Source organism: Kitasatospora sp. NPDC034023, from assembly GCF_055575795.1.
This window is the reverse complement of the sequence record NZ_JBVIRY010000034.1, coordinates 31,869-54,447: the sequence shown is the minus strand read 5'-3', so window position 1 is coordinate 54,447 and position 22,579 is coordinate 31,869. Positions and strand designations below refer to the sequence as shown.

The following is a 22,579-nucleotide window of genomic DNA, read 5'->3' as shown; positions in this document are numbered from 1 at the left end:
CATGGACCTCGTGTCGATCCGGATCATCACCGGCGACGTCGCGCGCCTCGTCGACTTCTACGAGCGAGCCACCGGAGTACGGGCGGAGTGGTCCACCGAGGACTTCGCCGAACTGCGGACCCCCATGGGGACCCTCGCGATCGGCAGCACCCGAACCGTCGCACTGTTCGCGCCCGGCTGCGCCCGCCCCGCCGACAACAGCACCGTGATCATCGAATTCCTCGTCGCCGACGTGGACGGCGTGTACCGGAACCTGGCCGATTTCGTCGCCGACTTCGTGGCTGAGCCCACCACGCTGCCCTGGGGCAACCGGTCGCTCCTGCTCCGCGACCCCGACGGCAACCTCGTCAACTTCTTCACCCCTGTCACGCCGGCGGCCATCGAGAAGTTCGCTCGCTGAGCGATTGCCGACTGACCTCGAAGGGCCGTTCGCCCGGCAGGCGCCTCATGCCACCCGGTCGGGACGTGGTTGAAGCCGGGCGCTGAGGACGTTCTCGGCGAGGAGATCGGCTCGGTCCATGCCCGCGCCGAGCTCTTCGGCGAGACGGTAGAAGAGCCCGCGCAATCCCAGCGGTCCGAGCTCTCCGGTGTCCGGTCGGGCGCCCAGCGCCAGCAGAGCCGAGTCGAAGCGGTGAGGTTCCCGGCCGGTGCGGTGCCGGGGCTCGATGCCCAGGAGGGTGTGCAGACCTGTCACCAACTGCCCGTTCTCGGCATAGCGGAAATCCACGAGCGGTTTCTCGTTGGCGTGCAGGGACAGTGCTGCCGTCCCCGCCGACACCTCGCCGAGCAGGTCGTCGTCCTCGACGCACAGCCAACTGCCGTGCTCCCACACCCACGCCCACGACCCGTATCGGCCGGCGGTCACCACGTAGGCGTCGTCCTCGTAGAGGAGGTCGTCGAAGTCCTCGTCGAACTCCTCCTGCGTCCGCTCGGCGAGCGTGGCCGGGTCCGCCCCCATCCGCTCCAAGAGCTGTCGTGCCGTGAGGTCACGGGCAAACGTGACGCTCAACAGCGGCAGGTCCGCCCCGTACATCCAACCCAGGCCACTCATCCGTACTCCCCCTTGCGGTGATCGACGTTCTCAGGCTAGCCAGCCGGTACGACAGGTCGGCCTCCGTGCTGCCGAGGACGGAGCGGCGTCCGGGTTCCCTGGACCTTCCTCGCCTGCTGAGCGGCAGGGGGCGGCAGGCGCCGGCCACGCGGTGGTGGCCGGCGCCTCGGGTCGTCCGGGGGGTGCGGTCCGGTCCTACGTCGTGGCCTCTGCCGTGGCCTCTGCCGTGGCGGTGCGCCAGGTGCTGACGAGGCCGGCGGCCTTGGCCTCGAAATCGGGGTCCCGCCAGATGCCCGGGAGACCTATCAGCACCGGCAGGGTGTCGATGCCGCTGACCCGGTGCGTGATCCGTACGATGTCCGGGGCGTTGGCGCGCCCGTTCTTCTTCATCACCTCGACGTTCGTGATGTCCGCCCAGGCGAACCGCTTGCGGCGGCCCCACAGGGGGGTCCACCACAGCTCGTTCTCGTCGAAGCTCACGCTGGTGAAGAGGGCACGCAGGTGGGCGGTGCCGATGACGGCCATCACGGGGACGAACAGGATCGCGACCAGAGCGGTGCGTTCGTTCAGGGGCCGGCTGAGGGCGAGGTGCAGGAAGTAGGCCGAGCCTGCCAGGAAGAGCGGTCCGCTGATCCACTGGCGCCGCTGCTGCGCGGGGGTGAGGCGGTGGGTCGTGTGTTTCACCTGCGGATTCTGGCACCACCGGCGGACCTGAGGAAGCGTCACTCCGGCGCCGCCAACCGGGTGCGCGCGGGGGCTTGCGCGGGGGCTTTGCGCGGTGCGGGGCCCGACCGGCTGTCCACCGGCCCCAGGGACAACGACCGGTGATCGGCCGGGCGAGACTTCTCTCATGAGAGTCAGATGCCTGCAGATCATCCACCCCGCAGCCGACGTCCCGGTCACGGAGTTCGAAGGGATCCGGGTGGGCGGTGTCTACCCCGTTCTGGAGATGGTCACCTACGACATCGACTGCCAGATCCGCCTGCTCGGCCCCGACACGCCCGACCCCGGACTCCTCTGGGACCCAACCGGCTTCGAGACGGTGGACACCCGGATACCGCCCGGCTGGACCCTGGTCATCGCCGACGGCCGCACCCGCCTTTCCGACGCCCGCTGGCAGCGCCCCGGATTCTGGACCGACTACACCCGCGGCGATCCGCAGGCCCTGGCCGACTACCGGCAGGTGAAGCGCGAACTCCTTGCCGCCGCCCCACCGACCGAGAACTGACCCCTGTCCCCGGGTGCCCCGGCCCGGAGCCGCTGAGTGGGCGTCTCGCACCGGCCGGTGCGTCGGCACCGGCGTCAGCACGACCGACGGCGCCCCGCTCGTCCAGGAGAACTGCGCGAACGGGGGCCAGAGCCAGGTGTGGACGCTCTGCGACAACGGCATGGTGATCAACGCCGCCAGCGGCCTGCTGTTCGGCCTGAAACACTGGCCCGAAGCCGACCATCCGGGCCCCGGGGATCAGTTGACGCAAAGTCAGAACTACTGCGACAGCCCGGCGTTCCGCTGGCAGCAGCGTCCCCCGAAGACCTGACGGCCACTCGCACCGGCCGTGCGGGCGACCGGTGCGGGGCCAGCCGGACTTCCTCGGTGGCGCTTGCCGCGAAGACTCCGGGACTCCGGGACTCCGGGAGTCCGGGAGTTCGGGAGTTCGGGAGTCCGTCAGGCTTCAGGCCCGCTCCCGGCAGAACCGGTGAGGTCGGCCATCACCAGCTCGGCCGCCCGCACCGGGTCCCCGCCGGCGCGGGTGAGCAGTGAGGCCACGTCGTACTCTGCGTCGACCGCCTCCCGGTGGGTCACTTTCATCCAGTGCACCGACTCGTAGCGCGGTGAGCTGAGCGCCGCGCCGATGTCGGGGCGCAGCCGCTCCAACTCCACGACGACCGTCCAGGCGTCGTCCTCGATCCGGGCCCGCCGCACCGGATCGCAGGCCGCGATGGCCCGGTCGGTTCCGGGCGGGTCGAGCTCACAGGCGGCCAGAGCCGGTAGGAGTTCGGGGACGCCCAGGATCTCCGCCGCGTCCAGGGCCAAGTCGTGGAACCAGTCGTCGGAGCCCAGCAGTTGCGCGATCAGTGGGACGGCCCGTCGGTCGTGCCGTCTGGCCAGCCCTCGCGCACCCTCACCTCGGACCTCGCCGTACTCGTCGGTGGTGCACCTCCACAGCGCGTCCCTGATGGCGGTCGTGTCCTGCTCCAGCTGGAATCCCAACGTGAAGGCCGCCCAGTTGCGGACCTCGGGGTCCTGGTCCCGGGTGAGCCGGATCAGCGCCCGGACATCGGGCCCGTCGGGCAGTCCGCTGTTGACGAAGGTGATGTCCGAGGCGACATGACGCCGCACCTCGGCGTCCTCGTGTCCGGAAAGCCCTACCAGCACGGGAAGGGCGCGCAGGTCCTGCGCCCGGCCCAGGCCGCAGACGAGGGAACGCAGCACGCAGGCCTCCGTCTCCACCTCGGCCAGCGCCATCAGGGCGGCTGCCGCCTCGCCACGCAGAGCCTCGTGCTCGCCGGCCGCGCTTCCCACCAGATCGCAGCCCACCTTCCGCTCCAGGACATCGGCCGACCCCAACAACGCCAACCCGCAGCGCAGCGCGGTCTCCCCGCTCTCCCCCTTCACCGCCTCCCAGGCCAGATCCCAGTAGGCGTGCACGTCGTGGTCCGCCTCCGAGGCCTGCGCCACTCGTGCCGCAGTCATCAAGCGCCCCGCCGGCCCCGCCGCATTGTCCATGTGCGCATCCTGCCCGAAGAGCCTGGTGCCGGGCACTGGATTTCACGTGCTGCTGCTCAGGGTTCACAGACAAGCACGGGCGCATCGGGTGACTACGGCCCCGGCGGTTCACCGTCGCCCCGGACGGCCGGTCAGCCGTTTCGGGACCGGCCAGGCCTGAGCCCTGAGCCGGACGGTCGGTCAGTCAGTCAGTCAGTGTCCGACCGGCGACCGGCGACCGGCGACCGGCGACCGGCGACCGGCGACCGGCGACCGGCGAAGGCGCGGAAGCGCCGGCCGGCGGGTGAGGCCGGCCGGTCCTGGTGCCAGACCAGGCCGATGCCGCGGAACGCGTCGGGGTCGGTGAGCGGCACCAGCCGCACACCGGGCTCGGCGTGCCCGCCGCCCCCGGCGGGGACGACGGCCACGCCGAGCCCGGCCCCGACCATGCCGCGGATCGTGGCCACCTCACCGGCCTCCATGACCACCGACGCCGTGACGCCGGCCCGGTGGAGGATCTCGCAGGTGATCTGCCGCAGCCCCACCGCGTGGCGCATGATGATGACCCGCTCGTCCGTCAGCTCGGCCAGTCCTACCGCCGGCCGGTCCGCCAGCCGGTGGCCGTCCGGGACGGCGAGCTGCAGCCGTTCCTCACACAGCGGCAGCCAGCCCCACTCGGCGCCGGACGGCCGCGGCCCGGTGACGCCCAGCTCGGCGGAGCCGTCCCGGAGCAGGTCCAGCAGCGCGGTCGCGGACTCCTGGTGCAGGGTGAACCGGGCGGCGGGCGACTCCCGCTGGTACGCGCCGAGCAGTTCAGGCAGCAGCCAGCCGCCCAGCGAGTGCAGGTAGGCCAACCGCAGGGTGTCGGTGGGCGGTTGCAGCAGGGCGGCGATACGGTCCTGGGCGGTGTCCAGTTCGTCCAGCGCCCGCCGGACGTGCCGGCGGTAGACCCGGCCGTACTCGTTGAGCCGCAGTCGGTGCCGGTCCCGGTCGAACAGCCGGGTGCCCACGCGTCGTTCCAGCCGGCCGATGGCCCGGGAGAGTGTCGACTGTGAGGTGCCGAGCAGGGCGGCGGCATCGGTGACGTGCTCGGTCTCCGCCACTGCGAGGAACCAGCGCAACTCTTCCACGGTCATGACGGGATTATGCACACGGTGCATGAACCCCAGGTCGGGAGGGCATTTCCGTTTGCCCGCCGCCCGTCGGATGCTGGACCCACGGGCGCCCGACCGACAGGACAGCACCACCCACCCACACCACTTCCGGAGGACCGTCAGATGTCCACTACCCCCAGCACCGCCACGCGCACCAACACCGCGCTCGCCGAGCAGTTCCGCACCGTCCTGGGCACCGCCGACTGGGAGCTGTTCCGCTCCCTGCTCACCGACGACGCCACGTGGACGCTCCCCGGCAGCAACCGGATCTCCGGCGAGGCGCGCGGTGCGGACGCCGTGGTCGAGCGGATCCGGCTGATCGCCGGCTACGGCGTGAACTTCGACCTCCAGCACGTCCTGGTCAGCCGGGACAACTTCGCGCTCTCGGTGCACAACACCGCCGAGCGCGACGGACAGGTGCTCGACGAGTACCTGGCCACCGTCTGCTTCGTGCGGGACGGGCGGATCGGCGCGATCGAGACCTACCTCTCGGACGTGCCGGGCATGGACGCCTTCTTCGTCTGACTCCTTCGACTGACTCCTCCGTCTGAAGCCCTCCCGCGTGACCCGGGCGGCCGGACTCCCGGCCGAGCGCAACGCCTCGGCGCTACTCAGCCGGTTGTTGAGTACGTTCGCTCATGAGCCCTGCCCGGGTGCTTCCTATCGTGACGTGCATGGACACGGAATCGGCTCCCATCAGTTCTTCGACCTCGGTGAACCCGCGGCGGGCCAGAGGCTGCGGGATCGCGACGGTCGTCCTGGCCGTCCTGGCCGTCCTGGGAGCCGTGGCACTGGCCGAGTTCGAGAAAGGCCTGGCCGGGGACGGGCCCCCCGAACGCCCTTCCGGAAGCGCGTCCGACCCCCTCCGCCCAGGCGCAGCCACCCACTACGACGACGGCCTGACGATCACCGTGAGCCCACCGCACCGGGAATCCGACGACACCTACAGCTTCACCGTCACCTACGACAACGGCACCGACGAGGAGCTGCGCCCGGGCGGGACGTCACCGGACACCAGCATCGGCACGAGCGGCTCCGCCCCCATCGTGGTCCACGCGGGGACAGCCCTCGCCCCCGACATCCCCGGCTGGGGCGTGACCGTGCTGGACCGGGCCGGCTCCGCATCCGTCCTCATGCCGCCTCTCGGCAAGGACCAGAAGCGCACCGTGCCGGTGCGGGTCAAGCCCGACAAGGAAGGAAGCTTCGTCACGGTGGAGGTCACCCCGATGTCCGCCGGATACCGCGAGACCGCGTACTGGCAATTCGACCTGAGCTGATCGCACGTATGAAGGCCGCTGCCCTCACGGGGCAACGGCCTTCCGCGCTGCTCACACGAGGCGGTCCCCGCGCCGTCGGGGGCGTTGGGCCCTGTGAGGGCTCGTCATTGATGGTGGCCCGAGCGGGCAGCGTTGTGTTCCACGTGACGGAGGCTCAGGGCTCGGCCACTTCATCTCGCCGTGGATCCAGCGCGTCGCTCATGGCGTGAGCGAGCGAGGCGATACGCCGCACGCAGCAGCTCACGGATGGCCGCTTCGGTACGCGAGCCCGGATTCACCACTGCCAGCCAGCCGGCGGTGCCGTAGACGGGGTGCGCGAGCACGGTGTCGGTGGCGCTGGGGTCGGGCTCGGTGCCGGCCGGTTCGCGTGGTGCGTGACCGGTCCACCGGATGAACGCGTCCTTCCCGGCGGAGATGTTCACGCGGAAGGTGTCCGGCCGGTCCAGACGCGATGCCTCGTCGCCGGGATGGTCCTTGGTCACGACCGTCGCGAAGGGTTGGGTCGTGGTCGGGGTGGCGCCGTCAGGTGCGTAGTAGAAGAACGTGTCGCCCCAGCTGATCTCCGGCGAGCCGTCGCCGGGTGCCGGCCTCATGGTCAGGACGCCGTCGAGGCCGTCCACGAAGCTGATGATCTCGTCCATGGTCATGTGCTCCAGCGTTACATTGAGGTGCTTGTGGAGGCTTTGAGGCTGACACTGAGGAGGTTCAGGATGTCAGGTCTCAAATCGGGGGACTTGCGCACCGTCGATGTCGCGCGGCGTGTCGGGTACTCGGTCCAACAGGCTCGCAATCTCGAGCGGGACGGTGTGCTCCCGCCGGCGGCGCGCACAGCCACGGGCTACCGCATCTATGGAGAGATACATGTACAGTCCGCGCTGGCCTACCGAGGCCTCGCGGCAGGCGCGGGTCCGACTGAGGCCAAGAAGATCGTGCGGGCCGTGCACCGGTTCCCTGCCTCACACCGGGTGCTTGCCCTTCTCGACGCGGCGCACGCTCGGCTCGACGCAGAGCGCACGGAGCTGAGGCAGGCCAAGGAGGCTGCCCTGGCGATCTCCGGTGAGCCGATCGGAGACGTACGCGTAGCGGACTCGATGAGCGTCTCCGAACTCGCCGCCGCTCTGGGCGTGCGTCCTTCGACGTTGCGGCACTGGGACGCGGAGGGTCTTGTCGTTCCCGACCGCGACCCCGTGCGAAGGACGCGACGATACACGCCGACCCAGGTGCGGGATGCGCGGATCGTTCACCAACTGCGCAAGGCCGGTTACCGCATCACGCCCCTTCGGGCCCTCATGCCTCAACTGCGGTGCGCCCGCCGCTCGGAGGATGTCGCCTCCGCGCTGGCCGCCCGAGACGCCGTCATCGCGGCTCGCTCCAAGTCCCTCCTCGACGGCGCCGCCGCGCTCAGTGCCGCGCTCTCGCTGGCCGCCGCCCTTGCCGTCCAGGACTGATGGTTCGTCAGTTGCCCGGACCGGATGCCGACCACCGGCGGGGGAGCGCGCGGACCGAGGATGTCGGAGCGGTTGCGGTTCCCGGCCGTGAGGACATGCGCCGGGCAGCGTTTCAAGGGGACGGCCCCTATCGGCTAGGAGGAAAGCCGGTCGTCCATCAGGTGAACGTTTGTCAGAAAGGACGACTGCCTGGTCAGTGTGGGCCGTGACAGGCTTGCGCCCAGTGGCCGCCGGGGGGCGGTCACCGGCTCAACAGGGGCGACGTGGCCACAGCCGACATCGAGGTGGACCCGGATGTCCTGTGCGCGGCACGCAGTGACGCGTGGGACGTCCCGTACGCGGCGCAGACCGGTGGACGGAAGGCCGGATGTCCCGACCCGGTCCGTCGGCCGCGACGGTTCTGCCTCCCCGCATCTCGAGCACGTCCGACCAAGAGCAACCGTTTGCACCAGGAGGCCCACTGTGCGAGTCCTGTTCACCGCCCCCGGGGCGGTCGGCCACATCTTCCCCGTGATCCCCACCGCGCTGGCCCTGCGGGCGGCCGGCCACGACGTCCTGTTCGCGGGTCAGCATCCGATCGCGAACCTGCGCAGCACCGGGCTGCCCGTCGTCGAGGTCGGCGACGGCACCACCCTCAGGGAGGCCTTCGCCCGGGCCCTCCCGAAGGACGTCCGATTCGCCGACCAGGAGCGCACGGAGGAGCAGACGAACGAACTGAGCGCCCTCGGCTTCGCCGAGTTCGGCCGGTCGACCATCGACGGCCTGCTGGAGGTCGCGCAGCGCTGGCAGCCGGACATCATCGTGCACGAGTCCTTCCAGGGCGCCGCGCCGCTGGTGGCCGCCAAGCTCGGCATACCCGCCGTGGCGCACAACTTCGGGGTGACCTCGGGCGGGGCGGCCGCCCGCCTGCGCCGACTTCTCGCCGACGACTACCGCGCACACGGCGTCGAGGCGACCGAGCCTTCCACCGTCGTGGACGTCGTGCCGGCGTCGCTCGGCGGGGACGGCGGAGGCTGGCGCGTGCGGTACGTGCCCTTCAACGGCGGCGGGACGATACCCGCCGACCTGATCGGGCGCGGCACCAAGCCACGGATCGCGGTGACGCTGGGCACGGTGTTCACCGAGTGGGAGGGCATCGCGCCCATCTCCCGGCTGATCGAGCAGGCGGGGGCGCTCGACGCCGAGATCCTGCTCGCCGCCGGCGACGAGGACCTCACGCCGCTCGGCACGCTGCCCGCCAACGTCCGCCCGCTGCCGTGGGTGCCGCTGAGCCAGCTGCTCCAGGCCGGCGACGGCGTCGTCCACCACGGCGGCTCGGGCAGCATGATGACCGCCGCCGCGCTGGGCGTCCCCCAGCTGATCCTCCCCCAGGGCGCGGACAACTTCGCCAACGCCGCCGCCGGCCGGGCCAACGGCTTCGCACTGTCCTCGAGCCTGGACGCCGTCGACACCGCCCTGCTCGACCGGCTGCTCACCGACGATGCCCTGCGCAAGTCGGCCGCGGCCATGAAAGCGCAGATCGACGCCCTCCCGTCTCCTGCCGACCTGGTCGCGAACTTCGAATCACTGAGCTTCTCCAGCGCGGCCCGGACCGTGTGACGGACGCCTGGTAGCCGGTGTGGGGAGGGCGGCGGCGATGCCTACCGCCCGGTAGGCTGCTGCGACAACCACTGGGCCAAACAGGAGAGTTCAGCATGCGTCGATCGAGCCGACTCGCGGGCACGGTACTCCTCCTCACAGCCGGTCTGGCGACCGCATGCACCGGTGGCGGTACCGCGCCTCGAGACGGGGACGGGCCCTGGGCCCTGAACGGACTCGTGGCCACGCCCGTCGGCGCGCCGATCCAGGGCAGCATCGACGCCCTTCCTTTCAAGGGGGTCGCGAAGATCCTCGGGGTTGCCGGGATTTCGGGAACTGACGTGGTCCTCTCGGTGAGGGACGGAGTCTGTCAGGTGGCGCTCCTGCCGGGCTCCCTGGCCGAGCCGACCACGACTGCTCCGACCGCGCTCGGATCGTCCCGGCCGACGGGCCACACCGGATCCTCGGACGCCCACCGGCAATTTCCCGGGACGGTTCTCGACGGGAAGTACACCGTGGCGTCAGCCCGGCTGGAGCCCTTCACATTCGCGACCGTCGGATGCTCCGAAAAGGCAATGGCGGTCAGGATGGAAGGGGTTGGGGAATCGGCCGCGATGCAGAAGAAAGCAGGTGACTCCCTGCAGCTCTGGCGAGAAGCCCAGGGCGCAGTGATCGCCGTCGGCCTCCCCGAGGCCCTCCATCGGTCGGCCGCCGAAAACAGCACCTCCTGAAAAGCGTGAGGATGCCCGCCTGCGGGGTGCGGTACGGGGTTGGTGCCCCAGCCCAGCAGAAGCGGTGGATCGGCAGAACCGGGCATCACCTCAGCTGCCGCCCTCCGGGGGCCCTCGGTCGCGCCGATGAGCGGACACGTCAGCCGGCGCGCCGAGAAAACCCGTTGCGAGTGACCTGCATCGGATGTCTGATTGATCGGCCACCGGCCAGGGAGGGAACATGGGGCCGTCGCTGCCCACGCCCTCGTTGCCCACCGCTCGCCTTCGGCTGCGTGCCTTCGAAGACGCGGATGCCAACGACCTCTTCGCACTGCACAGCAGCGCCGACGTGCTGCGCTACTGGGACTCGCCACCGTGGAGGGAACGCGGGCGTGCCGAGAAGTTCATCACGGCCTGTCGGCAGATGGCACAGGAGGGCACCGGGGCGCGGCTGGCCGTGGAGCGTGTCTCCGACGGGGCGTTCATCGGCTGGTGCAGCCTGACCGGGTGGAATCCGGACTACCGCAGCGCGTCGCTCGGCTACTGCTACGGCGATACGGCGTGGGGCCGTGGCTACGCGACCGAGGCCGCGCGCGCTCTGCTGCGGTGGGCATTCGACACGCTGGACCTGAATCGCGTGCAAGCCGAGGCCGATACGCGCAACGCGGCTTCTGCCCGCGTGTTGGAGAAGCTCGGCTTCGTGCGGGAAGGGACGTTGCGGGAAGACTGCGTCGTCAACGGTGAGGTCTCTGACTCGTGGGTCTACGGGCTGATCAGGCGGGAGTGGCAGCCGTCGTCCGAGCCGGTTCCCGCCCACTGAGTTCCGCAGCTGACCGCAGGTGATCCCCGTGCCGGCGCCGAGCTGTGCGGAGGTTACGGCCCGAGCACGTGGGCTGCCCAGGCGGGTGGGCCGCCGGGTGTGCGCTCGCCCGGTGGCAGCGGCACGGATGGTGAAACTCCCCTGGGGTCTTCGTCGGGTGCCACCGCAGGCCCGGCTGCGCGGTGGCCGGTTCCGGCGCCGGGCGTGTGCGCGGTACCGCCACGGTGGGTGCGGAATGCCGCCGGTGGTATGACGGTATGATCACGACCCGCATGATCAACTGGCGTTCATGTGAAGATACTTGAGGGGCTTGATGAGCAAGACACGCTTTGCGGGAGCGCCGCGCAGCCGCACCTGACCATGGACAGGCAGACCGCCTTGCCGGAGGGCGCCCCCACGACCTGAGTGCGGATCCGAAGAACCCGAACGTGCTTCTGCTGAGCACGGGAACGCAGACGTGGTCGTACAACAAGTGGCCCGCCCCCGACCCCTCCGACCCCTCCAAACCCGCCAACCCCTTCACGTCGCTCGTCACGAATCCCTCGGTCAAGTCGATCACCGAGCAGCCGTCGGGTGTGCTGGTGATGACGCAGGTGGACAAGGTCAAGGACCCGTCCCCGGCGGGCGGCTGCACCGCCAACACGTGGTGCACCGACATCGTCGACTTCTACACCTCGAACGGCACCATCGGCTACCACGCACAACTTGCGCCAGGTGACCGGCGCCCGGTTCTACCGCGCACGCGTCTGGAACCCGTCCTACAACGCCGTCGGCGACGCGACGCACGGCGCGGTCTCCGACCGTGCCCTGTCCGGCGGCTCCTGGACGGACCCCGCGTCGATCGACGCGAACACCCAGATCTCACAGATCAGCGCCGCCGCGCTGCCCGACGGGACGTTGCACGTGCAGACGCTGGTTCCTGGCTACGGCGTCTGGGACCGCACCCGCAGCGTCGCCGGAACGTGGTCGGCGTCGACCCAGATCGACCTCAACGGCCAGATCTCGCGGATCAGCGCCGCCGCGCTGCCCGACGGCACGATGCACGTGCAGACCGTCGTTCCCGGCGCCGGAGTGTGGGACCGCACCCGCACCTCGTCGGGTAGCTGGACGAACTGGACGCCGATCGCAGTGGGCTGCACCACGAGCGACACCAACAGCCCGTGCGTCACCGACGTGAGTGCGGCGTCCCGGCCGGACGGTACGTTGCACGTCCAGATCCTGACGCCGGCTGCCGGGGTGTCCGACCTGACCTGGGCCGCTGGATTCTGGTCGCAGCCCACGGTCGTGGACACCAACCCGTCCGTCACGCGCATCGCCGCGAGCACGGTGTCGGACGGCACCACGCACCTGGAGGCGATCGTCCCCGGCTACGGCATCTGGGACCGGACGCTCGCCCCCGGCGCGACGTCATGGGCCGGCAGCGCGACCCAGATCGACGCCCGCCAGCGCGACTTCGCCGTCTACAGCGTGGGCCTGACGGGCGGACCTCTCCACGTCGGCAGCGCCGCGTTCTGACGCGAGCAGCCGAAGGCAGGTGCAAGGCCTTGACGCCCGGCCTCACCTTCGGATGACCAGACCAGGGCAGAGCAGGGAAGAGTAGAGCAGGGAAGAGCAGCGCAGGGAAGAGCAGAGCAGAGCAGAGCAGGGAAAGAGCAGTGCACGTCCTGGGGCCGTCCTCCATGGCGGAGGACGGCCCCCGGTGTCGGTACTCGACCTCTACGCCTTCACCGCCACCGACCACCACCGCTAAGCCCGCCTCCTGAGCAGCGCACGCCGCCGAGTCCGACACCGCCTGCACCCTCAGCAGCAGCAGCCGATCGCCTCGGCCTTGCCGAAGTCCGCCGCCGCGAACGCCCCAGCGGGGATGGTGAAGTAGATCGTTCCGGCGTCGCCCCAGCCCCACTCGAGGTCGGCGTCCTCGGCGAGCTGGAGCAGGTGAACGGCGGGACCGTCGTCGTCGCGGGAGGTCACCGGCACCGTGTACGAGGTGTCGGGCCAGCCGAACGCGCAGTGGTGGCCGGCGGTGTTCCCGTCGAGGCCGTCCATCTCACTGAGGATGAGTGAGGGCGCGCCCCAGTGCTGGTCCTCGTCGTACGTGAGGTCGTCGTCCTGGAGGTCCCAACTGTCCGGGAGCATGGTCACCTCGACCGCGTGGACGGGCCGTGCCGGGTAGCGCCGGGCGGGCCCGGGGGCGGTCGTCGTGACCGCCCGCGTGGGATCGGCGGGGATCACCCGCCACGCGTCGGGACTGGACGAGTCCAGCTCGCGGTACTCCTCGTACGGCACGTCAGGATCGAGGTAGAAGAAGTTGAGCAGGCCCGGCCGGGTGGGCAGTTGGTCCCCGAGCCACGCGGCGAGCGCATCGGTGTCGAGCACCGCGTGCAGGGACAACGGGACGCCTTCCAGCGCGGGCCACGCGGTGCCCGGTTCGAGCAGCGCGGGCCCACCGAGCCGTGACCGGCCGGCGGCGGGCGCCTCCGGCGAGGCCGCGACCAGCCGGAAGCCGCGCCGGGCCATCGCCGCGAACTGCCGCCCGGTCTCCGGGCCGAGCCGCTCCACACACAGCCGGCGCATGGCGGCCGGGTCATCGAAATCCATGAGGCGATCCTCTCAACCCCCGCGCACCGCACTGCACGACCCCCCACCAGGCTCAGTGAAGCGTCCGAACCGACGCGTACCGGCTCCGGCGTCCGCTCGAGCTACCAGAGTGAGGCCGCTGCCGCCCGCTCACCCCTGCTTGGCGAGGTCCCCCGACGGGTCCATGCCCAGGGGCTGGCCGGTGACCTTCAGGTGGATCGCGCCCGGCCCGGCCGGGGTGTATGCCTGCTGTTCGGAGACGCCGGTGCAGCCCTGGTCGCTGCCTTTCGGGTGTTCCTGGAGCTCGATCCGGTCGGGGGTGACGGACAGCAGGGTGAGCTCGCCACGACAGACGGTGCTGCTGAACGCCGAGGCGTTGGCGGTCCGCCCGACCACCTCGCCGACCTTCCCGGGGGCGAAGCTGACGGTGAAGGTGCTTGGCAGTCCGCCGACGGCGGTGGTGATGGTGCCCCTCCAGGTGCCGAGGTAGCCGGCGGGGAGCGTCCCCAGCAGCGGCGCGACGGAGGCCGAAGGGTTGGCGGAGGTCGAAGGGTTGGCAGGGGTCGACGGGTCGGCGGAGGCCGGCGGGGCGCCGGTGGCGTCGTGGCTCACGTGGTCGCCCGGCCGGTCGCGCCACACGGTCTGCCACAGCACGCCGCCGGCCGCCAGCACGACCAGCACGGCGGCGGCCGCCACGAGCGGACGCCGCCCCCGGGAACGCGGCGCGGGCGCCGAGGCCCCGGTGCCCGCACCCACGCGCTCTCCGGACGGCCCGGGCTGCCCCGGCGGTACCGGCGGCGCGGGCCGGTCGAGGTGGGTGGGGGAGCGGTCCCGTCCGGATTCCGCTACGCGCTCCGCTACGGGCTCCGCGGCGCCGGCCGGCACCTCGGCCTCCGCCTCCAGGTCGAGCAGTTCGACGGCGCTGCGCGCCACCTCGGCGGAGACCGCGGGCGGCAGCCAGCCGCCGTCCGCGAGCGGGGCGGCACCGGGGGAGAGCAGGGCGCGCAGCTCGTCCGGGGAAGGCCGGTCGGCGGGGGTCCTGGCGAGGCAGGCGCGCACCGCGTCGTGCAGCGCTCCGGTGAGCCCGCCGAGGTCCGGCTGCTCGTGCAGCACCCGGTAGAGCAGGACGGCCGCGCTCACGCCCTCGCCGAACGGCGGGACGCCGGTCGCGGCGAAGGCGAGGACGGCGCCGAGCGAGAAGACGTCCCCTGCGGGGCCGGCCGGCTCGCCGGCCGCCTGTTCGGGCGAGAGGTAGCCGGGCGAGCCGACCAGGTACCCGGAGCGGGTGAGTGCGGTCGCGGCGTCCAGGGCGCGGGCGATGCCGAAGTCGATCAGGCGGGGCCCGTCCAGGGCGAGCAGCACGTTGGACGGTTTGACGTCACGGTGGACCAGGCCCAGGCCGTGCACCGCCGCCAGGGCCTCGGCGAGCGCCGCGCCGAGGGCGTGCACGGCGGGAACGGGCAACGGGCCGTGCCGGCGGACCGCGGCGTCCAGCGACGGTCCGGCGACGTAGCCCCCCGCCACCCAGGGCGGGTCGCCCTCGGTGTCGGCGTCCAGGACGGGGGCGGTCCAGCGACTGCCGACCCGCCGGGCGGCGGCGACCTCCTGGCGGAACCGGGCGCGGAACTCGGCGTCGTCGGCGAGCTCGCCGCGCACCACCTTGACGGCGACGGTCCGCCCGCCCTCGGTGCGGCCGAGGTACACCCGCCCCATGCCGCCGGCGCCGAGCCGGCCCAGCAGCCGGTAGGAGCCGATCCTCCTCGGGTCCGAGTCGCCCAGTGGTTCCATCGCCCGCCCTCCCCGTCACCGTCGCCCGCGCGCACACTACTACCCGGCGGCGCCACCCGGCGGCGGGCACGGGTTCCGGCAGAGGGGCCGTCAGGCGCGAGGCCTTCGACGTCCGCCGCCCGGCGGGCGCACCGCAGGCCGCTCCCCTTCCTCCCCATCGCGGCGGCGGGCAGGGGCCGCTTCCACCCCGTCGCGGTGTCCCCGTTGTCAGATGTCAGGTCCCTCGGTGCCGGCGCCGGCCTGCCGCGCACGGATCGTGGTGACGGGTGACGGCGGTGATCAGCGATCCGTGGAATCCGGTGGGAGGAGGGGGCGTTCGGGCCGTTCGCCGGGCGCTGTCAGGTGTTGTCAGTTCCCGTCAGGCGGTATCGAACAGCGCTGGTGGTCGGATCAGCTGTATCCCGCCGCCGAGGTCGGACCGGGCGGCACGTCAACGTCTCGACCGAACATGGGAGTTGGAATGGCCAAGGGCATTCTCAAGAGGATCGGCCGCCGTGGCGCGACCGCGGCGGCCGTCGTGGCGGTGGCGGCGGGCGCGGTAGGCGTCTCGGCGGGCAGCGCGGCCGCCGACGGCTGGTACGCGCTCCGCTACCACGCGAGCGGTCACGGTGTGGGCGTCTACGCGCAGCAGTACTCCTGGACGCCCAAGGTCGCCGCCGACGTGTACTCGTACTCGTGGTCGTCGGACGAGATCTACATCGAGTGCTGGACCAGGGGCGAGACGATCAACAACCAGGGCAACGTCTGGTACCGGGTGGGCGGCACGAACGGCAACTTCTTCGGCACGGCCTACGTCTACGGTGCGTACGCCGACGGCAACTGGTACTTCCACAACGGCCTGCCGGAGTGCTGACGGCCGCCTGACACCGCCCGCCCCGCCCGCCCCGCCGGCCCGCTCGCCGGTCGGGGCGGGCGGGGCCGGCCGGCGCCTGCGAGTGCTGCCGGCGCTGACCGGCCCGATCGGCCTGACCGAGGTGCTGCGGTGCTGCGGTGCGAGGACCCGGAGCCGAGCATCCGGTAGCGGTACGCCGTCAGCTCCCTGCCGGCTTCTCGGCCTCACCCATGGTGCCGGGCACCGTCGGTGCGGCCCGGGGAGTGTTGTGAACGGCGCGGTGGTGGCTGGGTGTCGTCCCGTAGTGGTCCAGGAACACCTGCCTCATCGTCTCGGCGGAGGTGAACCCGCAGCGCCTCGCGACCGAAGCCAGCGGCAGTGCGGTGGAGACGAGGAGTTGTGCGGCCGCCTCGATGCGGGCGGTCCGTACGAACCGGGCTGGCGTCTGCCCGAGCTGGTCGAGGAACAGCCTGGACAGATGACGTCCGCTGACTCCCGCGTACGCGGCGAGCGCGGTGGTGGTGAGGTCGCCGTCGAGGTGTGCGGTGATGTATTCGACGGTCTGCCGCACGGTCCGGTGCTCCGGGGCCGGCGCGTCGACGAACATGCTGATCTGGGCCTGGTTGCCCGGTCGTTGGAGGTAGGTCACCATCATCCGGGCCAGCGTCCGGGCGAGGGCCGGGCCGTGGTCCTCCTCGACGAACGCGAGGGTGAGGTCGAGCGCGCTGGTGACCCCGGCTGACGTGCAGACGTGCTCGTCGCGGAGGTACAGCGGCGCGGCGTCGACGTGGACGGCCGGGTGGTGCTGCGCGAGGTCGCGCGCGAACGCCCAGTGGGTCGTGGCACGCCGTCCGTCGAGCAGTCCGGCCGCCGCCAGCACACTCGCCCCCGTGCACACCGACGCGACCCGACGGCCGATGCCGGCCAGCCGGCGCACGTGCTCGACCAGCCGGGTGTCCTGCGCCGCCGCGGCGTGGCCCCACCCGCCGACGACCAGCAGCGTGCCGACCGGGCCGCGGGTACGCTCCAGCGACGCCTGCGCCGCCAGGACCAGTCCCGAGGAACAGCGCACCGGGCGGCCCTGCGGGGTGACCAGGAGGACGTCGTAGGGCGGACTCGCGCCCAGGCGGTTCGCCCCGTCGAAGACGCTGGTCACGCAGGCGATCTCCACGAGTTCCGCATCGTCGTAGGCCACGACCACCACGCGGTGGCGGAGAGCTGTCGTCATGCCTGCGACACTACCGAAAGCCGTCCGGAAGACAGGTATCCCAGGATTTCGGACACGGAGTCCGAACGGTTCCGGTCCGCGGTGGAGGCGGCGGGGGAGGGTTGCCGAGGCAGCATCCCGCTGCCAGGCCCTCGGCCTCCCGCCGACTTCCAGGAGTCCCGTCATGACCGAAACCTCGCCCGAGCCGTCCGCGGACCTGCCCGTGCCGTCCGCAGACCTGCCCGTGCCGTCCGCGGGCCCGTCCGAGCCGTCCGCGGACCCGGTGAAGACCATCGCCTTCGTGCTGTACCCGGGGCTCACCGCACTGGACGTCGTCGGCCCGATGCAGGTCTTCGCCGCGCTGGGCGATCTCGTCCCCGGCTACCGCACGATCGCGGTCGGCGAGCGGATCGAGCCGGTGCCGAGCGACACCCCGCTGTCCCTGCTGCCCAGTCACACCTTCGAGGACATGGAGGACATAGCGGATCTCCACGCCGTGATCGTGCCCGGCGGCCTCGTCCCCACCCTGGCCGCGATGGCCGACGAGAGCCTGCTGCGCAAGCTGCGCCGGACCGCGGCACGCTGCCAGGTCGTCGGCTCGGTGTGCACCGGCTCGCTGCTGCTCGCGGCGGCAGGCCTCCTGGAGGGCCGCCGGGCCACCACGCACTGGATGTACCGCGACCTGCTTCCCCGCTTCGGGGCGACGCCTGTCACCCAGCGCTGGGTCGAGGACGGACACGTCATCACCGCCGCCGGGGTCTCGGCCGGCATCGACATGGCACTGCACCTGGTCGGCCGCCTCGCCGGCCTCGACGTCGCGCGCACGGTGCAGCTGTTCATCGAGTACGACCCCGAACCGCCCTTCGGCCCCATCGACTGGACCGCTGCCGACAGCGGCCAGTACACGCCCTTCGCCCGCCGGCTGCTCCACGACGCCCTCGCCGACCACCCCGCCCTCCTGGCACACCTGAGCACCTGAGCACCTGAGCACGGCGGAGCCGGCCGGGCTGCTCGTGCCGGAGTACGGCGAGTCGGAGCCCGCGGTGCTCGACGCGCCGATCGCATCCGCCTCTGGCAGGCTGACGGGGTGGTGCCGAGCGGCGCCGTCGCGCGCGAGGAGGTCCGTACGGATGTCTGAGCCGAAACCGGGGCGGAAGCCGGGTGCGGCCGACCGCAGGGCCCACACGGCGGCGTTCCGGGCGGAGGAAGCCCGCCGGGAACGGCGCCGGCGGCTACTGGCTCGCGGCGCGATCGGCCTGGTCGCCGTGGCGGTGGTCGGGGGAATCGCCGCCGTGATCGCGACGAACCAGGGCTCGACCGGTTCCTCCCACGGGATCCCGGCACAGCCGCGGACCACGGCTGTGGGCCGCACCACACTGCCGCCGTGGGACGCGCCGAGTGACGTCGCGGCCGCCGTGGCGGCGGCCGGGCTGCCGATGCTCGGCGCGGAGGGCACGGCGCTGCACATCCACACCCATCTGGACGTCCTGGCGGACGGCAGGCCCGTCGAGGTGCCGGCGCTGATCGGCGTCGACGAGAGCGCGCAGCGGATCAGCCCGCTGCACAGCCACGACACCAGCGGTGTCATCCACGTCGAGTCGCCGGTTCGCGCGGACTTCAGCCTCGGGCAGTTCCTCACCGAATGGCAGGTCTCCGCCTCCGCCGACCACCTCGGCGGCCTGAAGACCGACGGGACCCACACGTTGAAGGCCTACGTCAACGGCAAGGAGGTCGACGGCGACCCGGCCGCGATCCTGCTGCACGACCACGACGAGGTCGCCTTGGTCTACGGGACGGCCGCCGAGAACGCCGCAGTCCCGGTCCCGAGCAGCTACACCTGGCCGAGCGGGCTGTAGATCGGTCCGGCCGCGCGGCTGCGAGTGGGGGCAGTAGCGGTATCGCCGCATCGATGCCGTCACCCGGCCGGAGCTCCACGGCCCTCGCCGTGGAGCTCCACATCGGCCTGCCCGGTGCAGACACCTGCGTGTCCGGACAGCGACACCCCACCGGCCATTCGGGCCGAAACGTCCGCCGGCCCCGGGTGCCCCGGCTCTGGGGCACGCGCACACCCGAAGCGGCCCAGCCCGTCCCGCCGAGGCCCGGCCGCTCCGGTGCGCACCAGCGCGGTCAGCCGCCGCTCTTGCGGCGGAAGTTGCGCTTGCCTCCCGCCGCGGCGTGCGCGCCGTGGATCTTCGATTCGCTGTTCGGACCGCCGGCCGTGCTCCCGCCCTTGGCGCCGTGCTTGCGCTCCAGCGCGGCGAGGAATTGGGCCTTGACGTCGTCCTGGGCGGCGGCCGCGGGGACCTCGGCGGCCTGGTCGGCCTCCGACCTCTCGGGGTTCTCGGGGTTCTCGGGGTTCTCGGATGACGCTACGCCGCTGCTCATGCAGGACCTCCTGGTGGGGTGGTGTCGGGTTGATGCCTTCACGGGACACCATGTCATGCCCCGAAACCGGCCCGGCCTACCAGGCCACCCCGAGGGCCTCCAGCTGCCCGACCTGCTCGGCGGTGAGCTTGTCCCGGCGGGCGTATCGGTGTCCGCGTCGGCTGCCGCTCTGCCGCGCTCTGCCGTGGCTGATCGCGGTAGCCGGGCGGGAGCTGTCCGGTAGCTGGGCCCGCGCCGGCGACCCGTCGGTAGGTCCGCCCGTATAGTCCAGGGTCCGACGATCACTTGTATGCCACTTTTGGGGCTCCCTTGAACAGCACTTCCATCAAGCGTCGCGGCGCGTTCCTGTTCGCGACCGTCGCCCTTGTCACCGTCGGCGCCCTGGGCGGCACCGCCCAGGCAGTGCCCAACTCCGGCTCCCTTTGGGTCGGCTACGGCAAGAGCAACACCTACGCAAGCGTCAAGTGCGTCCAGCAGATATCCAACGACCTGCACTACCAGACCGGTTACCACACGGTCGACGTGGACGGCTCGTTCGGCCCCGACACCTACGGGGCTATCGTGGCCATCCAGAAGTGGGCGAGCCTGCAGCAGGACGGTGTCGTCGGCCCGAGGACCGGCGACGTCATGGTCGAGGCCACCAAGGACTACTACGGCTGTTACCCCTACCTGCCCACCCTCAAGTGACACCCGACGCTCAACTCCGGTAGGCATCGGGGTTGGCGGGTCCCGCCAGGTGACACTGCTGGGAATGGGGTCCGAGCGTGACGGCGGTCCTTGTCGTCCGGTTGTGGAAGGCAAGGACCACCGTTCATGTTCGGGGAGGCTTCGTGTCGGTTCGGCAGGGGGCTGGGGGCGCCGTCTGGCGGGCGCGGTCGAAGCATGTGATCGAAACCGACTACGGCACGCTGACCTGGGACGTGGACCGAGTCCGGGCCGCGGCGAAGGCTGTCGAACAGCGTGGCGACCACCTGCACACCGTCGTTGCCGTCGACGCCCATGGGCGCTATCCAGACCCCGGCGGCCTCCTGACTTACACCGCCGACAGCAACACGCACATGACACCGTCCGCGGCTTCCGGTAGCGGGCCGCTCAATGCGTGAAGCGGGCCGTGGCACCCCGGCGGCCCGCTGTCGGTGCCGGCCGTCATGATCAGCCACATGACCGAGATCGACACGTCCGCAGCCCGCACCCCTCGCACGTGGGACGGATTCGCCGCATCCGCGGCCCTGCAGGGGCTGGTCGGTGCCTTGGGTATGTGGGACAAGGACTCCTTCGTCGGCATCAGGCGCGTCAGCCGCTACATCGAAGGCACGTGGGAACCCGGGCCGGGCGAACGCGGTGTCCGGCTCCCCGCGGCGGGCAGCTGGACGGACCTCATCGGACGCACAGGCGCGCTCGCCCTGCGCGCCGCCGCGCCCGCGACCCGGCCCGAGCGCCGCGAGCTCCTGCTCGACTTCCTGGAGGTGTGGGCCCGGACGACGTTCGCCGACCCCGCCTACCGCTTCCGCGTGGGCCGGCTCGCCGGAACGACCTCCTTCACCGTCCGCGACCACCACGGCGCCTCCTTCGGCACCCACCTGCCCGCCGCGCGCAGGACCCATTACTTCGAGGCCGTCCTGCCCGGCGGCCACGCCGCCCCCCGCCCCGAGGAACCCCTCTACGTCGAGGACTGCCCCTGGGGCTGGGGCACCCCCGGGCAGCTGCTGCGCCTGACGGAGCTCGTTCGAGAGCGCGGCCCGTTCGCCTGGGATGTGGACGCGGTCCTCGCCTTGAGCGAGGCGACCGGCCTGAGCCGCCCCGCCGCCGCCCTCGTCCTGGCCGGCAACCCTGGCGCGGGCGGCTACCGTGTGCCCTTCCTCGACGAGCACGAGCTCGCCACCTACGGCTTCAAGGCCCGCGAAGTCGAATCGGCGCGCGCCGAGTTGTCGATGCTGCACGACGACGAGCGGCTCGCCCTGCTCGCCGACGTGATGCCCGCAGACCCCGCTGACCTGTGGGAGCCGGGCGGCCTCGCCCGCGTCGCGCAGCGCACCGCCGGGGCCTGGGCGCAGCAGCACGGCGCCCGCCGGCACGCGCCGTGGAGCACCTGGCAGGCCGCGGTCGCTCTGGAAACCCGGATGCCGGCCGCCCACCTGTGCCACCTGCTCCTCGACCCGGCGAACGCCACCCTGCCGCCCGGCTTCTACCTGCGCATCTGGCCCCGCCCGCCCGAACACCGCCACCTGCGCACCGCATGGGACGTCATGGGCGACTACGACGCCGAGACCGTCGCGGAGGCCGTCTTCACCGGCCTCCCCTGGGCATACGCGGACCTCCCCGCCGGCGACCCCGTACGGGCCGGCGCACCGGAGGCCGTCCGCCACCTGCGCAAGGCACTGGCGCGGGGCGACTCCCCGGCCCGGGTCCTTCACTCGGCGCTGAGCCGCGGCAACCGGGGGAGCCGGCGCTGGGACTGGCTGACCGGCGGCACCTGCGACCGTGTCATGGCCCGCATCACCGCCGACGACCTGCCCGCGGGCCGCTACGAATCCGACCCCCGCGCCTGCACCCCCGACCTGGTCGCCGACGTCGCCACCACCCTCGACCTGTCCGAGGACACCGCCACCCTCTACCTCCAACTCCTGGCCCTGCCCGTGCCGTCGGACCGCAACGTGCGGCGCTGGAACGCCTGGACACCGGCCCGCCACAAGTCGGCCGCCGCGGAGCTGGTGACACGCGGCCTGGTGGTGGAAGACCGCCGGCCCCGCGCCGGGCGCTCCCTGTTCCTGCCCGGCCTGTGGGCACACGCCAAGAAGCCGCTGCCACCGATGGAGGCCCGGAAAGCACCCATGGTCGGCGCCCGGCTGAGCGCCGACCAAAGCGAGGTGACGGCCTTCGAGCTGCTCCCGGGCACGCTTCCCGAGCTGTTCAGCGAGGCCTGGCGGCTGGTCCGAGAGGAGGGAGGGCCGAGGATTTGACGCTGCCGCACACAACGGACGGCCCGCCCCGGTCCCGGACGCGGACGGGCTCGTCGGGACGCGAACGGGACCGGTCTTCCCACGG

25 protein-coding genes are annotated in these 22,579 nt (G+C 71.9%); 16 read left to right on the top strand and 9 right to left on the bottom strand.

Annotated elements, in window-relative coordinates; genetic code table 11:
• Position 1 precedes the first annotated feature (1 nt).
• Positions 2-400, top strand: a complete 399-nt coding sequence (locus ACZ52R_RS34115) for a VOC family protein (RefSeq protein WP_465623911.1) — start codon at positions 2-4, stop codon at positions 398-400.
• 45 nt (positions 401-445) lie between these two features.
• Here the strand turns inward: ACZ52R_RS34115 and ACZ52R_RS34110 are convergent, their stop codons facing one another.
• Together ACZ52R_RS34110 and ACZ52R_RS34105 are read right to left on the bottom strand one after the other, a co-directional pair.
• On the bottom strand, positions 446-1,051 hold the full coding sequence (locus tag ACZ52R_RS34110; RefSeq protein ID WP_360502699.1) for a DUF6461 domain-containing protein: 606 nt from the start codon (positions 1,049-1,051) through the stop codon (positions 446-448).
• 195 nt (positions 1,052-1,246) lie between these two features.
• Entirely contained in the window at positions 1,247-1,735 is a 489-nt protein-coding gene (locus tag ACZ52R_RS34105) for a hypothetical protein (protein ID WP_465623910.1), read from the bottom strand.
• A gap of 166 nt (positions 1,736-1,901) precedes the next feature.
• Here ACZ52R_RS34105 and ACZ52R_RS34100 point away from each other — a divergent pair, with 166 nt between their 5' ends.
• Together ACZ52R_RS34100 and ACZ52R_RS34095 are read left to right on the top strand one after the other, a co-directional pair.
• Positions 1,902-2,279 (top strand): hypothetical protein, encoded by a 378-nt coding sequence (locus ACZ52R_RS34100; RefSeq protein WP_465623908.1) that lies wholly within the window; start codon positions 1,902-1,904, stop codon positions 2,277-2,279.
• Positions 2,280-2,439: 160 nt separating this feature from the next.
• The gene (locus tag ACZ52R_RS34095) at positions 2,440-2,589 is read left to right on the top strand and encodes a hypothetical protein (protein WP_465754758.1); all 150 of its coding nucleotides are present in this window, start codon (positions 2,440-2,442) and stop codon (positions 2,587-2,589) included.
• 128 nt (positions 2,590-2,717) lie between these two features.
• Here ACZ52R_RS34095 and ACZ52R_RS34090 read toward each other — a convergent pair whose 3' ends face one another.
• The gene (locus ACZ52R_RS34090; protein ID WP_465754757.1) at positions 2,718-3,746 is read right to left on the bottom strand and encodes a hypothetical protein; all 1,029 of its coding nucleotides are present in this window, start codon (positions 3,744-3,746) and stop codon (positions 2,718-2,720) included.
• A 221-nt stretch (positions 3,747-3,967) separates the two neighbouring features.
• Positions 3,968-4,894 carry a LysR family transcriptional regulator gene (locus ACZ52R_RS34085; protein ID WP_465754756.1) on the bottom strand — a complete coding sequence of 309 codons (927 nt, stop codon included), beginning with the start codon at positions 4,892-4,894 and terminating at the stop codon, positions 3,968-3,970.
• A 141-nt stretch (positions 4,895-5,035) separates the two neighbouring features.
• Between ACZ52R_RS34085 and ACZ52R_RS34080 the strand changes: the two genes are divergently transcribed.
• Together ACZ52R_RS34080 and ACZ52R_RS34075 are read left to right on the top strand one after the other, a co-directional pair.
• Positions 5,036-5,437 (top strand): nuclear transport factor 2 family protein, encoded by a 402-nt coding sequence (locus tag ACZ52R_RS34080; protein WP_465623902.1) that lies wholly within the window; start codon positions 5,036-5,038, stop codon positions 5,435-5,437.
• 149 nt (positions 5,438-5,586) lie between these two features.
• Entirely contained in the window at positions 5,587-6,189 is a 603-nt protein-coding gene (locus ACZ52R_RS34075; protein WP_465754755.1) for a hypothetical protein, read from the top strand.
• A 170-nt stretch (positions 6,190-6,359) separates the two neighbouring features.
• Here the strand turns inward: ACZ52R_RS34075 and ACZ52R_RS34070 are convergent, their stop codons facing one another.
• Positions 6,360-6,836: a DUF6194 family protein gene (locus ACZ52R_RS34070; protein WP_465754754.1), complete on the bottom strand. Its 477-nt coding sequence runs from the start codon at positions 6,834-6,836 to the stop codon at positions 6,360-6,362.
• On the opposite strand from ACZ52R_RS34070, the gene ACZ52R_RS34065 reads away from it, so the two are divergent.
• The 5 genes from ACZ52R_RS34065 to ACZ52R_RS34045 all read left to right on the top strand — a co-directional run bounded on the left by ACZ52R_RS34065 (position 6,837) and on the right by ACZ52R_RS34045 (position 12,260).
• Positions 6,837-7,637, top strand: coding sequence for a MerR family transcriptional regulator (locus tag ACZ52R_RS34065; protein ID WP_465754753.1), 801 nt, complete (start codon positions 6,837-6,839; stop codon positions 7,635-7,637). It abuts the gene before it with no gap.
• A gap of 462 nt (positions 7,638-8,099) precedes the next feature.
• Positions 8,100-9,236, top strand: coding sequence for a nucleotide disphospho-sugar-binding domain-containing protein (locus ACZ52R_RS34060; RefSeq protein ID WP_465623896.1), 1,137 nt, complete (start codon positions 8,100-8,102; stop codon positions 9,234-9,236).
• Between the two features lie 218 nt (positions 9,237-9,454).
• Positions 9,455-9,946 (top strand): hypothetical protein, encoded by a 492-nt coding sequence (locus ACZ52R_RS34055; protein ID WP_465623895.1) that lies wholly within the window; start codon positions 9,455-9,457, stop codon positions 9,944-9,946.
• A 220-nt stretch (positions 9,947-10,166) separates the two neighbouring features.
• Positions 10,167-10,745, top strand: coding sequence for a GNAT family N-acetyltransferase (locus ACZ52R_RS34050; protein ID WP_465623893.1), 579 nt, complete (start codon positions 10,167-10,169; stop codon positions 10,743-10,745).
• 705 nt (positions 10,746-11,450) lie between these two features.
• Positions 11,451-12,260, top strand: a complete 810-nt coding sequence (locus tag ACZ52R_RS34045; RefSeq protein ID WP_465754752.1) for a PLL family lectin — start codon at positions 11,451-11,453, stop codon at positions 12,258-12,260.
• 285 nt (positions 12,261-12,545) lie between these two features.
• Here the strand turns inward: ACZ52R_RS34045 and ACZ52R_RS34040 are convergent, their stop codons facing one another.
• Together ACZ52R_RS34040 and ACZ52R_RS34035 are read right to left on the bottom strand one after the other, a co-directional pair.
• Entirely contained in the window at positions 12,546-13,343 is a 798-nt protein-coding gene (locus ACZ52R_RS34040; RefSeq protein ID WP_465754751.1) for a DUF1963 domain-containing protein, read from the bottom strand.
• 129 nt (positions 13,344-13,472) lie between these two features.
• Positions 13,473-15,110 carry a serine/threonine-protein kinase gene (locus ACZ52R_RS34035; protein ID WP_465664578.1) on the bottom strand — a complete coding sequence of 546 codons (1,638 nt, stop codon included), beginning with the start codon at positions 15,108-15,110 and terminating at the stop codon, positions 13,473-13,475.
• 460 nt (positions 15,111-15,570) lie between these two features.
• Between ACZ52R_RS34035 and ACZ52R_RS34030 the strand changes: the two genes are divergently transcribed.
• Positions 15,571-15,963 carry a hypothetical protein gene (locus ACZ52R_RS34030; protein WP_360502650.1) on the top strand — a complete coding sequence of 131 codons (393 nt, stop codon included), beginning with the start codon at positions 15,571-15,573 and terminating at the stop codon, positions 15,961-15,963.
• Between the two features lie 178 nt (positions 15,964-16,141).
• On the opposite strand, the gene ACZ52R_RS34025 is transcribed toward ACZ52R_RS34030, so the two are convergent.
• On the bottom strand, positions 16,142-17,170 hold the full coding sequence (locus ACZ52R_RS34025; protein ID WP_465664577.1) for a GlxA family transcriptional regulator: 1,029 nt from the start codon (positions 17,168-17,170) through the stop codon (positions 16,142-16,144).
• 163 nt (positions 17,171-17,333) lie between these two features.
• Here ACZ52R_RS34025 and ACZ52R_RS34020 point away from each other — a divergent pair, with 163 nt between their 5' ends.
• Entirely contained in the window at positions 17,334-18,128 is a 795-nt protein-coding gene (locus tag ACZ52R_RS34020; RefSeq protein ID WP_465664576.1) for a DJ-1/PfpI family protein, read from the top strand.
• Between the two features lie 151 nt (positions 18,129-18,279).
• Entirely contained in the window at positions 18,280-19,005 is a 726-nt protein-coding gene (locus tag ACZ52R_RS34015; protein ID WP_465623883.1) for a hypothetical protein, read from the top strand.
• A gap of 271 nt (positions 19,006-19,276) precedes the next feature.
• Here ACZ52R_RS34015 and ACZ52R_RS34010 read toward each other — a convergent pair whose 3' ends face one another.
• Positions 19,277-19,534, bottom strand: a complete 258-nt coding sequence (locus tag ACZ52R_RS34010; RefSeq protein ID WP_465664575.1) for a DUF5302 domain-containing protein — start codon at positions 19,532-19,534, stop codon at positions 19,277-19,279.
• A gap of 309 nt (positions 19,535-19,843) precedes the next feature.
• Between ACZ52R_RS34010 and ACZ52R_RS34005 the strand changes: the two genes are divergently transcribed.
• From ACZ52R_RS34005 to ACZ52R_RS33995, 3 genes are all read left to right on the top strand, one after another.
• The gene (locus ACZ52R_RS34005) at positions 19,844-20,221 is read left to right on the top strand and encodes a peptidoglycan-binding domain-containing protein (RefSeq protein WP_360502636.1); all 378 of its coding nucleotides are present in this window, start codon (positions 19,844-19,846) and stop codon (positions 20,219-20,221) included.
• Between the two features lie 197 nt (positions 20,222-20,418).
• On the top strand, positions 20,419-20,637 hold the full coding sequence (locus ACZ52R_RS34000) for a hypothetical protein (RefSeq protein WP_465623879.1): 219 nt from the start codon (positions 20,419-20,421) through the stop codon (positions 20,635-20,637).
• A 57-nt stretch (positions 20,638-20,694) separates the two neighbouring features.
• Positions 20,695-22,494 carry a hypothetical protein gene (locus ACZ52R_RS33995; RefSeq protein ID WP_465754750.1) on the top strand — a complete coding sequence of 600 codons (1,800 nt, stop codon included), beginning with the start codon at positions 20,695-20,697 and terminating at the stop codon, positions 22,492-22,494.
• Positions 22,495-22,579 lie beyond the last annotated feature (85 nt).

Bases quoted from the DNA above. Each gene is read 5' to 3' on its own strand.
- ACZ52R_RS34115 (WP_465623911.1), top strand. From the start codon at position 2: ATGGACCTCGTGTCGATCCGGATCATCACCGGCGACGTCGCGCGCCTC.
- ACZ52R_RS34110 (WP_360502699.1), bottom strand. From the start codon at position 1,051: ATGAGTGGCCTGGGTTGGATGTACGGGGCGGACCTGCCGCTGTTGAGC.
- ACZ52R_RS34100 (WP_465623908.1), top strand. From the start codon at position 1,902: ATGAGAGTCAGATGCCTGCAGATCATCCACCCCGCAGCCGACGTCCCG.
- ACZ52R_RS34095 (WP_465754758.1), top strand. From the start codon at position 2,440: ATGGTGATCAACGCCGCCAGCGGCCTGCTGTTCGGCCTGAAACACTGG.
- ACZ52R_RS34090 (WP_465754757.1), bottom strand. From the start codon at position 3,746: ATGACTGCGGCACGAGTGGCGCAGGCCTCGGAGGCGGACCACGACGTG.
- ACZ52R_RS34085 (WP_465754756.1), bottom strand. From the start codon at position 4,894: ATGACCGTGGAAGAGTTGCGCTGGTTCCTCGCAGTGGCGGAGACCGAG.
- ACZ52R_RS34080 (WP_465623902.1), top strand. From the start codon at position 5,036: ATGTCCACTACCCCCAGCACCGCCACGCGCACCAACACCGCGCTCGCC.
- ACZ52R_RS34075 (WP_465754755.1), top strand. From the start codon at position 5,587: ATGGACACGGAATCGGCTCCCATCAGTTCTTCGACCTCGGTGAACCCG.
- ACZ52R_RS34070 (WP_465754754.1), bottom strand. From the start codon at position 6,836: ATGACCATGGACGAGATCATCAGCTTCGTGGACGGCCTCGACGGCGTC.
- ACZ52R_RS34050 (WP_465623893.1), top strand. From the start codon at position 10,167: ATGGGGCCGTCGCTGCCCACGCCCTCGTTGCCCACCGCTCGCCTTCGG.
- ACZ52R_RS34040 (WP_465754751.1), bottom strand. From the start codon at position 13,343: ATGGATTTCGATGACCCGGCCGCCATGCGCCGGCTGTGTGTGGAGCGG.
- ACZ52R_RS34035 (WP_465664578.1), bottom strand. From the start codon at position 15,110: ATGGAACCACTGGGCGACTCGGACCCGAGGAGGATCGGCTCCTACCGG.
- ACZ52R_RS34030 (WP_360502650.1), top strand. From the start codon at position 15,571: ATGGCCAAGGGCATTCTCAAGAGGATCGGCCGCCGTGGCGCGACCGCG.
- ACZ52R_RS34025 (WP_465664577.1), bottom strand. From the start codon at position 17,170: ATGACGACAGCTCTCCGCCACCGCGTGGTGGTCGTGGCCTACGACGAT.
- ACZ52R_RS34020 (WP_465664576.1), top strand. From the start codon at position 17,334: ATGACCGAAACCTCGCCCGAGCCGTCCGCGGACCTGCCCGTGCCGTCC.
- ACZ52R_RS34015 (WP_465623883.1), top strand. From the start codon at position 18,280: ATGTCTGAGCCGAAACCGGGGCGGAAGCCGGGTGCGGCCGACCGCAGG.
- ACZ52R_RS34010 (WP_465664575.1), bottom strand. From the start codon at position 19,534: ATGAGCAGCGGCGTAGCGTCATCCGAGAACCCCGAGAACCCCGAGAAC.
- ACZ52R_RS33995 (WP_465754750.1), top strand. From the start codon at position 20,695: ATGACCGAGATCGACACGTCCGCAGCCCGCACCCCTCGCACGTGGGAC.